Genomic DNA, 17,149 nt, shown 5'->3' with positions numbered 1-17,149 from the left:
GCTCCTTTGTTATAATGGGTTAATCCTCATCGTCCTCATCAGACCATGATGAAATAAAATGAATATCTCCTGTATCCATATCCATAGCCATATTATCGCCCATTCGCATCATAAAATCTCCGTCCGAGTCGATAGCCAAGTTGTCTGAAATAGAATGGATAAAGTCACCATCATCATAATCAAAGATATTCTTGCACATAATAATCCTCCTGTTCATTTCACTCTTTTGATTTCATGGTTGCCTGTTCCAGAAATGCGACGCACCTGATAAATATTACTATCGATATGAAAAGTAATCTTATCTTCTGCAAGAGAGTTTGTTATCATATTAGTACAAAGAAGATTAGCAGCATCATTCTTTCCTCCAATTGCAATTGGAAGAATATGATGTAAGTTCCAGCCACAAAAGATTTTCTTTCCTTTCCTTATAACGTAGAACTTATTATCGCCATAAGCTGATCTACACATAAGATTTCCGTGAAAGTCTTTCGCAAACTGTTTGTTTCCGAAATGCTGAGTCCATAAGCGCAGCGCATTTGTTTTTGTGATTTTCATAAATCCACCTCCACCCTGATCTAATAATAAAAGTCCATACATTAATTGAGTGTAAGGACTTAATAGGATCAGTATTGAAGGAGCTTTACACACAACCTTAAAAAGACAGTTGTTTAAAACAATTGCCTTAATAATATATGGATGGGTGTAAAGCTTCGAGATGCACAATTCTACCAGAATCTTTTAGATAGCACAACGAGGATAGATAGCTAAATTTGCTCTCGCCAGGTTTACGGTACACAATGCATAGACATCGCAATTAATCTTGCTTCACTCCAAGGATACCTCGTCTATCCCGATAGAAACTCAATAAATCACAGTATGTGTCTATGGTTTACGCTTGACTGAGTTCCCACACTCAATCGAAGCATGATATACCAGTTTATGCATATATCACGATTACATTATATCACTGAACAATAAGTTTGTCAAGTTCCGATTAAATAAAGCACCATCATATGCACTGGATAGTAAACATAGAAGAACCAGCGATTGATTTTCTTTTTCAATGGGGTGCTGCTGCGTTCACGCTTGCCACTGTAAAAGTGTATCGGTATCAGAGCGAGAAGCGCACCGTAATTGAAAGTGAAGGCGGCATAGCTGTCATAGTATTTTAAGAATGTTACCGGCAGAATTATTATCGTTGCTACTATAAATGTAGCCAGCTTCTTATATTTATCTTTATTGAAAAAGAAAAATATTACCGTCCAGACCGGAATAATATACCCCCAGTCCGCAAACTGTGCAAACGAAACTGTAATTACAGTTAATATACCTTTAGCTGTAATGTTAAGCTTTTCGTTTGTCAGGATCAACAAGCAGATGAATGAAAGCATCAGACTAACTATCATACTCATGTTGCGCATGAAGTGAAGAATACTTGTAGGTGCTGTCCTATATACATATACATAATATATAGGCTGACTTATGACAGCGAACAATAATAATCTGAGAAAGTACTTCTTTTTATCATGCGTATACCTGAAACCTTCAGCGAGAAAGAAGCACATAATGGGAGCCGTTGTCTTACCGACAAGGTGCATGATATAATGGGGAGCCGTACCGGCTGGAAGAAAAGTATATGCAATATGGTCTAAGGTCATAGCGATAATAGCTATGACCTTTATTTGTGTTGCGGTCAATTTTTTCATAACTGAAATACTCCATTTGGAAGAACATCTGCATTCCTGTGAATGTTTTCTTTGCTTACAAGCTCCTGAACGTAAGTACCGGCACGAACCTGTTCAGCAATGGAGATAGCTCCGATGAGTTCACGAATTTCTTTCTCAAGCTCCTTGACTTTACCATTTATGTTGTCATATTCACGGCGAGCTTCATCAACGATCTCTATTGCCTGACGGTAAGTATTGGCGTTGATGTTAGGGTAACGCTTCTGATAAATCTGAGCTTCCTCTAATGTAATCTTATCTGATTTCTTCCCCTCAAACAATACTTCAAACGCTTCCTGACCTTTGGCAAGTCGCTGAACTTTCTTCCGAGCTTCCTCAGCTGCATTACTCTTTTCTTTCAAGTCCTTTTCAAGTTTGGCAAAGTCCAATCTCATGGACTCAATAGTTGCACCCTGATTAATTTTCTTGTTGAGAAGAAGTAGTTTGTCGAGTTCTTCATCATTAGTCCATGAGAACGGCTGCTGCTTAAACTTCTTTCGGCAGGGGAGCAGACCTTTCTTGAATGTAACTGTATAGAAACGTATCGTACTCAGAGTCTTGTAAGTTGGACTGTTATCAGCCTTTGCTTTCTCAATATTCTCACTGAGCTTGTTCTCAAATTTTACACTGTTCTGTATTCTATTCTGTAAAGCACGTTCGTTATATTCCTCACCAAGAGACTTCAATCGTATAAACCTTTCAGCCTTTGGCGGTCTGACCGAGACATACTTTCCAAACTTAACTGTGTATCCTTCAGCTTGAAGTTTCTTGTATAATTCTTCAACGTCCTTGCATTGCATAAGCAATCTGTCAATATCATTCATGAGCTTGTCACGGTAAGACTTCGATGAAGATTTGAATTCTTTTTCCCACTGCCTGATTTGTTCAACGTAACATTCCTGTGCATCAAAACCGTTTTCTGTTTCAACGTAAGGAATGTGTGCAGCATCCATTCTTGACTGAATGAATGCTTGCTTGTCAGGATCGGAGTAGAAGAAAGATTTATGCGGTGATGATTTTTCTTTTTCAAGCTCAGCAATTCTTTCCTTTGAACTCTCCACCGACATTCTCAGTTTACGAATATTTTCTTCTGTTATTTTTTCTGAGGAGACAAAGTGCTGCTTTCTAAGAGCTTCACGCATAGGAGCTTCTGCCATTTTTAATTTGTAATCTTCAACGCTCATGTGCTTATGATAATCTTGTTTTTCTGCACGGACGAACTTATGGTCATGAAGAATTTTTTCCATTGCTTTTCTCTCCGAAGCTTCCCAAGCAACCAAGCGATTTAATTTTTGTCCGTGAGCTTTAAAACCTTGTTCATCAAGAGCAGCCTTCATTGAAACTCCTTTTTGCAATCCATTGGTTCTTCCTTTTGTATAGTATGGAACGAAGTCAAGGTGTATGTGAGGACTTGCTTCGTCCATGTGAAGAACTGCATTGAAAACAAAAAGATTTGGATTTCGTTTCTGAAAATCTTTCATATATTCATCCAACATTTGCTTAGCGATCTCGCCACGTTCACTTCCACAAGGAGTATCTTCTGTGTTACCAAACTGAATGATTGCTTCGTAGAAAGGAGACTCTCTCTTACTATTTTTTAAGTGAGAATAGTAATCTTCAATGACACGATCCTTTCTGGTCTGCTTGTCGTTATATTCTTTCAATGCTTCATCAAACAACTCATGAAAGGCATCTTCAATATCCTGTCTCTTGTATTCTACATTCAAAGCTGTGTTATTTTTCTGAACATTTTCGGCATAATAGTCTCTGTTGTTATGACGAATATTTCCACCATGAGGGGAGCTTCCTTTGCCAAGAGTGAAGCTGATGCTGAAACTTTCCATACCTCAAATTCCTTTCTTTTTTTTCAGCGAAGCCGCTAAAATGTACCCTTTTGTCAAAAAGGGTACTGTCACGCAATACCTGTTTTGTCATACCCTAAAAGGTACGACAAAACAGGGTGTTGCGCTTTGCTCCACTTTTGCGTAAGGAATGCTTCCTTAACCTTACATAACTGCGTTTCGTGTCAAGCTGAGAACTGACATATTTTTTCCCAAAAAATAATGAAACTTGTTCTGTGCGTTCCACTTCTTTTGGGAATTCCCAAACCCTTTTCTCATCACTCATTTTCATCATTTCTATTCATAATCACTTCAACGATCTTATCAAAATACTGTTCTGGCATCTCCTGAACAGCTGCAATGTAAATTGAAAACAGTTTTATAATTGTTGCAGCTTCTTTATTGAAAAGATGAAAAACTATCATCTCTTCACCGTCACTGACAAACATACGACTGTAATTTGTTACAGCTTTTTTTAATGCAGCTGCATATTTCCCATACTTATTTGTTTTGTCCGCTTTGACAAAACAATCTAAGACATACATCAGTCCATTTATCTGGTTGCGGTTGAAATATAATTCAACCGCAGCAGACTTTTTACTCTCTTTTTTCTCAGCCATTATCTACTCCTTGTCATTTCCTGAGTGCGCTCTTGTTTCATTTCTTTTGTGTGTTCTTCTGAAATTTTTTTGTGATAGTCATTTATTATACTCTGTTCCTCTGTCAAAAAATTCGGATGCTTGTTCTGATATTCAAGACGTTCGTTCCAATCTTTGAAGTTGTGAATGTCGAGCTTCTCGGTTACAAAACTTGAACGAGATATATTATTTTCTTTCTCAAATTTTCTTCCAGCTTCATCATTGTCAACGGCTGAGATCACATTGATTTCTTTCTCTCTGAGCATTCTTACAACGTGAGGTTTTAGTCCAGCCATTGACACAAGCATTGTACCTTTGAGCTTCGACTTGTCATTGCACATACTATAGAAGCTCATGAGGTCTATCGCACTTTCAAACACAAAAGCTCTTACAACTTTTGCTTCCTTCACAGGTACAAATTTGAAAAAAGACTCTCCTGTACCTGCGACCATGCCCTTGTATCTTTTACGAATATCGAGTCCTTGTATCTCACCGCCGACAGCATTTCCATTATCATCTGTGTGAACAAAAACTGCATTTGCTTTCTTGAAAATCTGTTCTTTTCCTTGCAGTGTCCCTTTAATATCAAGCTCAGTCTGATACAATAATTTTGCATCAACAAGCTCTCTGATAACTTCATTTGGTATGTGTCTGCCTGAGTGAAGATAGCCAAATACTCTGCGCTGAGTTGGTGCGTGTTCGGGCATTATCATTTCTTTTTTCTCTTTTGTTCCTTCATTTGTCTTAACAGTTGGAGAAACTTTCGGCTTATTTTTTCTATCATATGAACCACTGGAATGAGTACGAGAAACGTCTTGACCTGTTAACTCATACACGGCATCCTTGAATGATTTATCAAGAATAATTGTAAGGCAGTCGATTGAATTATTGACACGTCCCACCTGATTGTAGTGTGAAAACCAGCTGTTAGTTTCAGGATTAATTGTAAGTCCTTTGACTTCATTAATATATACTTCGCCGCTTATTTTCTTTAATGTGTAACCACTTGTCCTGAAATAATCTACAAGGTCGGCGGTACGTGCTTTTTCAACTAACTCATCAAATTCTTGTTCTTTCATTGCATATCCTCCTTACTGATTTTGTTATCAAGCACCATGTTTTGGCATGGTGCTTGATAACTTTTTTCTTATAATGTACTGTTGTATTCGTCCTGTATCAGATCGTCATCATCGTAACCTGAGTTGCTATCAAGACGTTCTGTCTCACAAGTACCATAATCTTCTGCGCCGCAGATTTCTTCACCGTTATCGAGATAACCACCTGTTGTGAGTTCAATTTCAAGTTCTTCAAATTCTTTCAAAGTTTCCTGATATTCTTCCTCACTTGGGAATTTTGTAGCTGCTCTCTCTATTGCCTGTGCGAGATCTGTTTCATCTTTCTCTACTGACTGTGTATCAATTTCTATTATTTTTTCAATACCTTTGTCAAAGAAATTCATGAGTCGCTGGCAGTTATCTGTATTCTCTCCAACGCCTACTCCTATTCTGTATGCAGCACTGCGTCCGCCTTTTATTGCAAAGTCTGGATTTGCTCTGTCCGAACTCATAGCCACAGTTATTTTAAAATCTCCTACCTTGAATGAAGGAATATCATCATACGGCTTTTCAATTCTGAGCTGTATCTGCTTTGCAAGATAGCTATTGATATGCTTACGTTCTGTAAGCGTTCTGTTATCGTGAGTGATGAGTTTTAATTCTTCAATCTTACCATCGATCTGCATTTTTTTAGCAGTTATCAAGTCATTTTTCGCAGATGTTATCAATGATTTCTTAGCGTCTATTGTCTCAGGAAGCTCTTTAATTCTGCGTTCAACTCTTGTAGTTTCCTTGTTATACTCAGCACGAACGACTTGTAATTCGTCTATCTTATTCTTTAATTCTGAGAACTGTCTCAGTTTCGGATTACCTTCCGCAGCTGCTTCAAGCTCTCCGAATGTAAGAACCTTTTCATCAATATCCTCAGATGTTCTGCTGATACAAGTATCATTCCAGAGCTGTGCAATTCCTCTTGCCTTATCTGTAACGCCTTGATATAAGTAGCTATCGAGAGTGCCTTTTGTTACGTAATTGAATATCTCAACTTCATCATTCAGGTTACCCTGACGGACAATTCTTCCCTCACGCTGCTCGAAGTCGCTTGGTCTCCAAGGTATATCAAGATGATGTAATGCATAAAGATTTTTCTGAATGTTAGCTCCTGTTCCGAGTGTTCCTGTGCTTGCAATAACAATACGATACTTAGCATCGTTGATGTCTCTGAATATTTCTGCTCTGTTCTTTGCATCGGACTTCGGAGCAAAAATAATTTCATCTTCCTTTACGCCGTTGGCTATAAGCTCATCTCTGATGTATTCATAAGCTGAGAATTTTCCATCATCGCTGTTGACCGCAATGTCTGAAAAGATGATCTGAACAGCATTTTTATCGTATCTGTTCTTGTAGATTTCCGCAACATTTTCGATGCACTTATCTATCTTTCCTGACTTATCATCTGCAACAAATCCGATAGGCGGCTCCCAGTTATTCTTTTCGTATACTGAAAGAACTGCTCTGTTTCCAAGTCCTACTAAACGAGCTTCTCCTGTTATCTTTAACAGGTTATCTTCATCTGGTCTGACGTTACCGAGTTGAATAGCTCTACCACGTCTTGCAAAGTCCTTGACAATCTCACGCTGCTCTGGTGTAGCTTCTACTTCAATTATCTGTGGCTTTCCTGTCTTAACCTTTGGTACAACTATTGTCGGAGCATTACCGTCCTTATCAGGTGCAGCTATCTTCTCAATTGTTATAAGGTCTGCAAAGTCCTTATACATTTTTATTAGCTCAGGTCTGTTCTTAAATCCAGCAAAGCACGTTTTCAGCTTCAGCTCTCCTGTTGCCGTTTTCTTGTTTTGTGTCTTTATCATTCCGAACGTAGCAGCCCAATCATCGAAACGAGCACAGCCACAGTCCTCTAATAGACCAGGGCGAAGATAACGTGTCATGACATAAAGCTCTGTCATTGAATTTGATACAGGCGTTCCTGTAGCAAATAAGATATGACCGTTGCCGAGTTCACTATTGAAGTAATCACACTTCATCTGCATATCACCGGCACGTCCTGACTCTCTTGTATTAACGCCTGATACATCACCCATCTTTGTTGAAACGAAACCGTTTTTATACGCATGAGCTTCATCGACTACAAGATAATCGAAACCGAGCGACTCAAAGTTAAGCAGTGAGTCTTTCCCTCTTGACTTTGATTTTGGATTTGCAATAGCGTCTATTCTTGCTTCAATTCTCTTTATAGCAGCTTCAAGTTCCTTTACAGTAGGATCACGTCTGCCGTTTTCACGCTTACTCTGTGTTAGCTGGTCAAGCAGTTCAGCTTTTTGCTTATTCAGGAATTCAAGCTGATGTTGTGGTGACATTGGAAGCTTTTCATACTGCTCCTGTGACATTATAATAGCATCATAATCACCGGTTGCGACACGAGCTGTAAAGAGTTCTCTTTTCTTTTCGTCTGATAAGTCCTTATTATCGACTACAAGAAGCTTTGCGTCGGGGAAAGCTGTACGCCATTCTCTTTCCGTCTGCTCTGTAAGCGGCTTAGGCACTACTACACAAGCCTTGCGTATCAGTCCAAGCTCTTTTTTCTTCATTACCGATGCTGCTATTACCGCCGATTTACCAGCACCCACGCAATGTGCAGCGAGTGTGTTACCACCGTATATTGTTCTTGCTACACAGTTGAGCTGATGAGGACGGAGCTTAAAGTCATTTGCCATTCCTGAAAATGTCAGGTGTGAACCGTCATATGTTCGTCCTACAAGATTATTGAATTTCTCATTATAACGCTTAACATATTTTTCCTTGCGCTGCTCAGTAGCAAATATCCATTCTGAGAACTTTTCCTTAATAGCCTTTGCCTTAGACTGAGCAACCTGTGTTTTGTTTTTGTTAAGAACAGATTTAACTTTTTTAGCATCATTGGGATCAGGGAAATAATCAAACACCTGTATCTTTTTCTGATTGAGTAGATTCTCCAAGATATGGTACATATTCATATCTTCTGTTCCATATGTAGATATTTCATTCGGATTGAAAGTAGAAATATTTTTGGTTTTGGAATTTTCTATGCTGAATTTGCCTGTTATCTCCGAGAAGCGAATAGAGAAATTCCTTGAGTCATATTCCGTTCTGCCTGAAAGCTCACGCATGAATGCTTCATAATCAGATGTGTCTATCCATGTACAGCCGAGATCAGCACTAATCTCCGCAGCTCCTATCTCCTCTGGAATTACTTCCTTGAGAGCTTCAACATTTTTGCTAAAGCTACTGTCCTGATTTGCAAATGTCTCTGCCATCACAAGCTTCCTGCGTACATTACCACAGAGGTATTCAGACTTGTCTACGATTTCAGCATACGGCTTATCAGTTGCTATTTTCTCTGGATCACGGAATATCATTCCTTTATCGAGAAGCTCATCGGAAATATACTTCATTACGTCTGTAATTTCAGCATTTTCATACTTGTTTTGAAGCAGCGTTGCCATATATGCTATATCAACTCTGCCTTTTTTATCAAGCGAAATCTGCATAGCTTCCTCAGATGAAGCAACTTCTGTAATCTCTGCAACAGGACTTACTGTTCTTCTTGTGAATATATCTGCCTTTGTAATTTTCTTTGTATCGGGATCTATATTTTCCAGTGCGTCAAGTATCGGATAATCAGCATCGAGACTGAAAAGCTTTTTAACACTCTTGCTACTGAGTTCACCGTTATCCTTTACAAAGCTGTCATACTTTGCATTGAGCTTATTTCTGAGAGGAATGAGTTCTTCATCACGAGCATAAGACTGCTGCTTATTAAGAAGCTCTCTTGTTACATCACGCAGCTCACAAAGCAATTTCAACTTTGCTATTGTCTTATCACTGCCCTCAACTTCCTCCATAGCATTTCCTAAATTGTAGTAAACCTTATCGTCCTTAATCTGATATGTGAAGCTCTTTCCCCAAGGCTCAATATATCCTCTCTTTTCGAGGTTTGAACGCTCACGGTTTTCTATTGTAATCTTAGCATTGAGCTGACGAAAAGCAGTTTCAAGCTGTTCTTGCAGTGTTCTTCCTTCATTTGGTTCACAGGTAAGCATATCAAAATGAGTTGTCTGCTTTATAGTGCCGAGAACCATCTGCGGATTTTTTGCAAAATATGAGTTTATATATGCTGTGCGCTTTTCTCCCTCATATTTCTTTCCGACCATCTCTACCTCAATAGGTGCGGTGTAGCACCAATCAGGCTTTGCATCGTAAACATTAAGAGGTGTCTTACGCTTCTGCAAGAAGATAATATCTGACGTAACCTTTGTGTCTGCATCGGCAAATGCGTTATTCGGCAGCCTTACAGCTCCTATAAGGTCAGCTCTCATTGCAAGTTGCTCTCTTACTTTCGGATTTTTCTTATCAAGAGTACCCGATGATGTAATAAACGCTACAACGCCGCCAGCTGCAACCTTATCAAGAGCTTTTCTGAAAAAGGCATCATGTATAAGCCAGTCGTTCGTATAATCGGGATCGTTAAGTTTATAGTCACCGAAAGGAACATTACCGATTACTACATCAAAGCTGTTATTTTCAAGGTTTGCTTTTTCGAAGCCACAGTTCAGTATCTTTATATCTCTTGTATCCTCCAGTGCTGCTTCGTCCTTTTTCGCATATGGATTATGCTTAGGAACGTTCAGATGTTTTGCTATCTTTGCGGTTATTGGATCAAGCTCAACTCCTACGATACCACCCTTACCCATATCATGCGGCATTCTTGTTATAAAGTTGCCTGTACCGCAAGACGGTTCAAGAATACGGGAATTCTCAGGAAGTCCCATATTTCGGATAGTTTTGTACATTTCGTCAATGATGACTTGCGGAGTATAATGCGAATTAAGTGTACTGGAACGTGCTGCTGCGTATTCTTCAGCGGAAAGCTGCTCTCTCAGCTGTTTTCTGAGATTACTCATTGCTGTGAAACGCTCATCAAATACCTGCGAAACGCCGCCCCATCCAGAGTAACGTCTTAATCGCTCAGTACAAGCTTCTTCACTGTAATAAGAGTTCCTTCCAGCTGCATAAGGATAGTCTCCTTTTTCTTCACACTCTTCCAATCTGCGCATTTCTCTTATAGCTGTTATGTTGTCTCTAACTTTGCTGTAGGGATTATCAGCATATTTAATCTCAGGAAGATCATCCTGAACCATAGGAAGCTCCGTAATACCAGCATGATTTTTAGCCAAATTCTCATGGTTAATCTGCTGTGGAACTGTATAGCCGTTCTTTTCAGCTGTCTTTTCAAAGTTTTCAAGCGCAGCTGAGACTTCTTCGACAGTTAGCGGCTTTTCAGCGTTATACTTTGTTATGTACCATATTGGAACAGACATACCGTCATTAAATTTCTCATTTATGACAAAGCCATTGTCATTTGCTCTTATATTAAGTTCTCCCAAACCATATTTTTCGGAGAATTCATTAAGCACTTCACGGTAATATGCGCTATCATCGTGAATTTCAGGCTGTTCAGGTTCAGCGATATGTTCGGACCATTCCTGTAGCTCATGTTCTTCTCCGTCTGCATCGGTATATGCTGAAAGCTCTCTGCCGACTGCTACCGCATTTCTTATGTTCATGCGGAAGTTTTCTTCCAATGCTGCTTGCAGCTGATAGTCAGCAGTACCATCTTCAAGCTCTACGTTCTGATATATAGTACCCATCGGCGGTACACCGTCTATCTGATATTCCCATACATGAAGCTCTTTTCTTTCATGGTCAAGAGTAAATACAAAATCAGGATCACGCATTAAGTCACCATTCTGAACATACCACGTCATAAATGCATAGGTATTATCGCCCAGTGCTTCTACTGAAAGCGGCTCAAATGCATCGTTTTCGCCGTATTCATCGTAATCACCGTATCTTTCATGAGTATGTGAACCATTGGCAATATCAGGGAAAGCTTCTATGAACTCTCTATACAGCATTTCAGCTCTGGAAGCTCTCTTATGAGTTATATCTCTTGGGAAAATAGGTCTTATTGATGCTTCAATGTTTTTGCTACTTGTAACAACATCTGTTTCATCATTGCTACTTGTAGCAACACTATTCTGCTGCTGTTTCAGTTCTTCCTGATAATTCTTTGTAAAGCGTAATATCGGGAAATCTGTATTTTCATCGAGAAGTGTTTCTTTCCAGTGACCGTTTATAATACCCTTTGTTGCAAGTCCTATTTCGTTGTAGTCGTTTCCGGCAGCATCGGCAACACGAGTCATGCTAACCATGAAGTTGTCGTTCATACTGTCAATACGGAAATACATTGCTTCACCAGTTTCGGGTTCTCTTGTAAGAAGAATGTCACCGACTTCCACATCTGCCAGTGTCATGGCGTTCTTTTCATCGGTCAACTTCTCTATATCGTTACTACTTGTAGCAACGGCAGCTTCCTGAACTGATATATCCTGTATTTTTCCGTATTTTTCGGTATTTATTAAGAGCTGCTCAGAATTTCTTATAAAAGCTGCAACTTTATCTCTCAGCTCATGTACTTCATCTTTATTTGAAAGGTCAAATTCTGAATTTGTTGTAGGGCTGAAATCCGAATAACTGTTATATTCTTCGACATTTGCAGTTCCATAGGCATCGAGTGTTACGGTAAGTGTTGTACTCTGCGAAGAAAAATTATCCTTACGCTCATGACCGTTGCTATCAATACCACCTTCATATACAGAATAATCATCTCTGAGATAGAGCCTGTCTGTTTCCTTTAAATCTACGGATATACCGTATTCGGGAACATCAATGACTGTATTATACTTCTTGAACGGTGCACCATAATTGTTGTACTCAACGAGAGTATCATGTGCTATGTCAGCTCTTATGCTATCACTTGTGTCCTGAACGGCAGTGAGATATTCGTCTATAAAGCTGTAATTATGCTGTATAAGTGCTTTTTCAACATTCTGATATACGTTCAGATTATCATTCCACTCAAAAGCATTATCTTCATTGGTCTCAATAAAACCACGAATATCAACATACCTGTCCTCGTCCATTACAGCATCGAGTTCATGTATATTATCTGCGATAATGTCTATCATATTCTGCTGCTTCACATCACCGAAAGCCGCTGTGAATATCTTATCATCACTGAATGTTTCTGTTCTGTCAAAGTTTTCAGGTGCTTCATTCATATTTGGAACAGCTTCATCATTATAATATACTGTAAAGCCGTTCTCCCACATAGAAATCGCATCTTCTGCATTTATAGTGATTTTTTCAGCACCAAGACCTGTATTCTGTCTGCGATACTCAGATAACTTGTAATTCTCAATACTTATGTTATCATCGGTTCTATCGCCCTCTGCAATACCGCCCTGTCCACCATTAACGCTATAAATGCTTACGGTATCTTCATCAAAGTTAAGCTCAACTGAGATTAAGAATACTGAACTCTGCTGTATTTCGGCATATTCAACTTCACTTATACGTGTACCGATGTTTTCATAGCTAAGCAGCGGAGCTTCAGCTTTTGCAGTATTCATTATATCTTCCTGTGATACACCTGAAAGCTTATAGTAACTGATCTCTCCGTTTATCTCAGCACTTACAAGAGCCTGTGGCTCTGCCTTTGCTTCTTTTGCACGGATCTGAGTGATAATATCATTGAGTTGCTGTTCATAGCTGTCTATATCAGCTGCGGACAACCACTCTGGCTTCTCATTATCTGGAAGCTTATCATAGAACTCACGCATTATCCTAATGCAAGAAGCAGCATCTCCACCGTACATATACTTGTTAAGAGCAGTAAGATTATTAATTTTATCTGCTCTGTTTATAGCATAGTTGCAATCCTGCTGGCAACGCGATAATGTCATGTATATAGAGGAATATCTTTCAGTCTCTGGAACGTCTGACTGTTCATGGCGTTCTATTACATCATCTGGAACTGAAACAAGTTCATTAAAGTCAAGACCTGTCAGACCGTTTTCAACCATGTCTCTTATTCCGCTATACTGCTCTGTACTGTATATCTCACCGTCAAATTCATAGGTTATTCTATGATCTATGAGGTCAGCTGAAACCTGAACTGGTAGTTCAGCGTCGGTCAGAGTTGTATACGCAATACCTATGTTATGCATATCACTGAAATCAGCTTCACTGCCGTATTCACTCTCACAGAATGAATTGATAAGATACTGAGCTTTTTCAAAATCATTCTCGAAAGTACGCTCAAATTGCAGGAGCTGAACCTCTGTGTCAGGCAGAACTGCTTTCATTGCTCTTGCGACCATTGCAGGAACAGCACTTAATTCTTCGTAAGGTTTTACCGAAAATACATCATTTTCAAGCAGAACAGCACAAGCAGCGTTACCGTTGTGGTATACTTCGGCAAATTCGTTTCCGTCAGTATAGTTGATAGACCATGTACCGTCTGCACTCTTTACCTCTGAGCTGTCAGAACCATAGAACTTAGCAATAACTTCATCAAGTGTCACAGGCTCTTTCTCAGAAGTCTTTGCTATATTTGTCTGAATAGCAGCTACAAGCTCTCTTTCGGTACTTCCCAAACGTCTGCCGAAGATGTTACGGCTTACATACTCTCTGTTTCCGTAAGTGTTATGGAAAGCAGCAGCCTTTTCAAATGCCGTATCAATTATATTCGCTGTAACATTTTCGCTTACAGCAAAGTTTTCAAGGCGTTCCAAGAACTGCTTTTGCTTGTCGGAATAATTATGATTACCGTAAACAGCAGCAAATCCGTCATGAATTGCCTGTTCATTATCGTTGCTACTTGTAACAACGGCTGTTTCTTCGTTGCTACTTGTAGCAGCATTCACAGCTGTATGTTCAAGCTTTAAGAACTCAGGTACTCTCTTAAAGCCTACATCATCTACATAGTAAGCAGCCACATTTCCGTTATCATGTACTACGATAACATCACTTACTGAGAGCGAGTGTCCCTTGAAATCTTCTGGATGTTCAGCATTGAAACGAGTATATATATCCTCCAGTGTTGTACCACTTGTAAGCTCTGCTGTATATATGAGATTATAATTATCAGCGTCAACGATGTTTCCTTCTTTTGTAAGCTGTTCATAGCTTGTAAATCTGTGATAATGAAACTCTTCGCCATTTTTGAGCTGATATATCTCATAATAATTCTCAGGAGTGTTGCTATTTGTAGCAACGCCGTTCTCAGCTACAAATGATTTGAAGTTCTCAGAAGTAATTTCAACGCCCTGTTTTGCGGCAGTTTGTAGGAAATTCAGCATATTGACTTGTGTTGCAAGCTCATTCGGATCACCGTTAGCAGCTTCTATACGTTCAATACGCTTCCTTATATCGTCCATTGTCGTTTCAATTGCATGATTTCTGATTTCAGCAGTCTCAGCTTCATCAGCTTCGTCTGCTACATTATCTGCAAATGAAAGCTGTCCGATTTCCTCTGCCTGTTCTTCAGGAGAAAGTGCATTGAAAAGAGCTACTTCTCGGCTGTCCCAGTATTTACTATGCCAACGCTGTATGCTTTCGTTAAGGCTATCGGAGTAAAGAGAAAAGAATTCATCTGTTTTCTTGTTGTACTGTCTTGAAAAATATAAATCAATATTATCAAACAGCCCTTTATCAAGAAGCTCCCTTTTAGCAACAGCATAGTCGCAATCTTCCTCAAAATAATACCAGCCGTTTTCTTTCTGTGCAACAGCCTGGGCTTCTTTTGAAAGCACGATCCTCGCTATTTCGGATTTTATCATAATACCGCCATGTGAAGCTGTTGATACTTCATATATGCCATTATTAATATTAACGCTGCTCTGAACTTCACCCCATATACTGTTTTCAGGAGCTTCCACGAATTTAGAGTGACTATAATTGAAAGTCTGACTTTCGTTAAGCTTTGTAAACCTTGTATTTCTGAGAGAAGCACGGTATGCAGCATAGTTCTGATTGTCTATTAAATTGTCAAGCTGCTGAGTATATTCGTTTATGAACATCTCTATTTCCTTTGCATTGCCTGTTCTACAAACGAATAATGCCTTATTATTATCTGCAAAATCATAATAATAATTGGCAGTATCTGCGAAATCTGCCGCAGAAATATCAATAAGCTCCTGTTTTGCAATTGACTGTAAATAGTCATACGGATCTTCAAATCGTGCAGCATCTTTAAGCTGGTCATGAGATATATGGTTGATGACAAGCTGTCCGCCCTCTGTGCTGTCAGGATTGTAATATACCCAATCAATGGACTCATCACCGCCGGTTACGATAACGTCTATGTTTGTCCATTTATCGGCTATTCTATCATTTGGAGTTATTCTGTCTGAAACGTCAGTATATATCCGTTCTGCCAGTTCATTTGTGAAAAGTTCATCTGAGCTGAACTTTTCGGATAAGGCATCATGAAAGCTGCCAAAGTCCTGTAAGTTTTCCACAGTCATAAAGGTCAGTGTTTTCGCACACTGCGCCTTTATCTCGATAACAGCATTTTCTTTATCGCTGTTAATGACAGCATTTATAACAGGAGTTAATCTGCTGACTCTGGATATAAGGTCATTCAGGAGTGCTTCATTTATTCTGTCGTTACCGGAACGAGAACTATTTCCGTCATTACCAAGTGGTCTATTTCGTACTTCTTCATTCTCGACCACTGCTGTACTGCTTCGTACCCTGTTGTCGGACGAGGATTGTCCCTGTCCCACTTCTCGCTCAGCTGTTCGTAATACTCCGCTGCTCTCTTGTCCACTGACCGAGCTACCGTCAGATAATTGTGATTGAACATCATCAGCTCTACCTTCGATGGATAGTTCTTCTCCATGTTCTCCATCCACATTCTGCCATACAGTCCCACCGGTTCTTTCTCCATTGACGGTTCGTTCTGTATCATCGGGATATACAGTCCGTCCAACGGGTTCAGAAGATACGGCTGCTCTATCGTCATTTCCCCTGATGTTATAGTTTTCGTTATTGTTTCCGCTATCCAGTATGATTTCTCCTGATCTCCGACTTTCTGAATTATTGTCCAGCCCAGCTGTCCGTCCTTCTTCTCCAGACGGGACTCTGTCAGTCCGTTCTCCAGCTGCTCTTTCGGTATCTGAGGATAGTACGTTTCGGGGACTTGCATTTTCTGCTCTTCGCTGAGAGCTTTCCACTGTTCGTAAGTCATTATTCTGTTCTTCCTTTCGTAAAGCATTTTCGGTTCTCAGGGTATCAAAGGCATATTCTACGCTTGTAAGTGCTTTCCTTGCGGAAGATGAAGCACTTGTCAGAAGCATAAGCATTTGTTCATCACTTTTACAGAACTCTAATGCAGCTCTGTCAGGCTGAACATTGTACCTTGCACCGTTGATTTCTAATCTTCCAGCTATCATCGTCTGTATCATGTTATGATAAGAGTTGCGGAATTTGAGCTTATCTTCGTTTGAAAGGTCTGTAAGCTCCAGATCCTGAATTAAGCTCAGATCGTCAATAGCGGAAGCTGCGGACTCATCTAACGCACTGAAAAGAGGAGTATCCTTCGGAAGCCCAAGCTCTTTACGGATAGCATCGACATTCTTGTTCGTTATAGTCCAACGTTTTGGGGGATAATCACCTATTACATCTTCAAAATCGTATAGTGTGACTTCATTGCCTTTCTGATCGAGGAACTGAATGCCTATGCTTGCAGGATTTACCTGATAGCCAGCACGTTTCCATTGATTTCCCGAAGCAATGAACTGTGCTTCAGGTCTGTTCACATAGAATTCCAGTGCCACAGATACAGGATGCTTGAATACTCTTCCAAAATATTTGAGGAAGTTCATGTACTCAACATCATCGTTTGCCATTCGCTTGATTGTTTGCTTACCCAACTGACTGTAATGTCCTACGGGTATAGAATTTGCCATGATAATTTTACCTCC

At 39.6% G+C, this 17,149-nt stretch carries 8 protein-coding genes; all 8 read right to left on the bottom strand.

Translation table 11 applies throughout. The features are described from left to right. Positions 1–19: 19 nt before the first annotated feature. Complete coding sequence (locus QZZ41_RS04430) at positions 20–199, bottom strand: hypothetical protein (RefSeq protein WP_295068705.1); 180 nt, start codon at positions 197–199, stop codon at positions 20–22. A gap of 14 nt (positions 200–213) precedes the next feature. After that, positions 214–555 (bottom strand): hypothetical protein, encoded by a 342-nt coding sequence (locus tag QZZ41_RS04425; protein WP_295068702.1) that lies wholly within the window; start codon positions 553–555, stop codon positions 214–216. 428 nt (positions 556–983) lie between these two features. Then, positions 984–1,706, bottom strand: coding sequence for a TraX family protein (locus tag QZZ41_RS04420; protein ID WP_295068699.1), 723 nt, complete (start codon positions 1,704–1,706; stop codon positions 984–986). After that, positions 1,703–3,568, bottom strand: a complete 1,866-nt coding sequence (locus tag QZZ41_RS04415) for a plasmid recombination protein (protein ID WP_295068696.1) — start codon at positions 3,566–3,568, stop codon at positions 1,703–1,705. The genes QZZ41_RS04420 and QZZ41_RS04415 overlap by 4 nt, the downstream gene beginning before the upstream one ends. A gap of 275 nt (positions 3,569–3,843) precedes the next feature. After that, complete coding sequence (locus QZZ41_RS04410; RefSeq protein ID WP_295068693.1) at positions 3,844–4,185, bottom strand: hypothetical protein; 342 nt, start codon at positions 4,183–4,185, stop codon at positions 3,844–3,846. Continuing rightward, on the bottom strand, positions 4,185–5,282 hold the full coding sequence (locus tag QZZ41_RS04405; protein ID WP_295068690.1) for a DUF3991 and TOPRIM domain-containing protein: 1,098 nt from the start codon (positions 5,280–5,282) through the stop codon (positions 4,185–4,187). Before QZZ41_RS04405 ends, QZZ41_RS04410 begins: the two co-directional genes overlap by 1 nt. Before the next feature lie 68 nt (positions 5,283–5,350). Further along, positions 5,351–14,521 (bottom strand): YodL domain-containing protein, encoded by a 9,171-nt coding sequence (locus tag QZZ41_RS04400; protein WP_367267444.1) that lies wholly within the window; start codon positions 14,519–14,521, stop codon positions 5,351–5,353. A gap of 1,298 nt (positions 14,522–15,819) precedes the next feature. Then, entirely contained in the window at positions 15,820–16,113 is a 294-nt protein-coding gene (locus QZZ41_RS15415; protein ID WP_367267443.1) for a hypothetical protein, read from the bottom strand. Between the last annotated feature and the right edge of the window lie 1,036 nt (positions 16,114–17,149).

The sequence above is a fragment of the Ruminococcus sp. genome, assembly GCF_016283395.1.
This window is presented reverse-complemented; position numbering and strand designations above follow the sequence as displayed.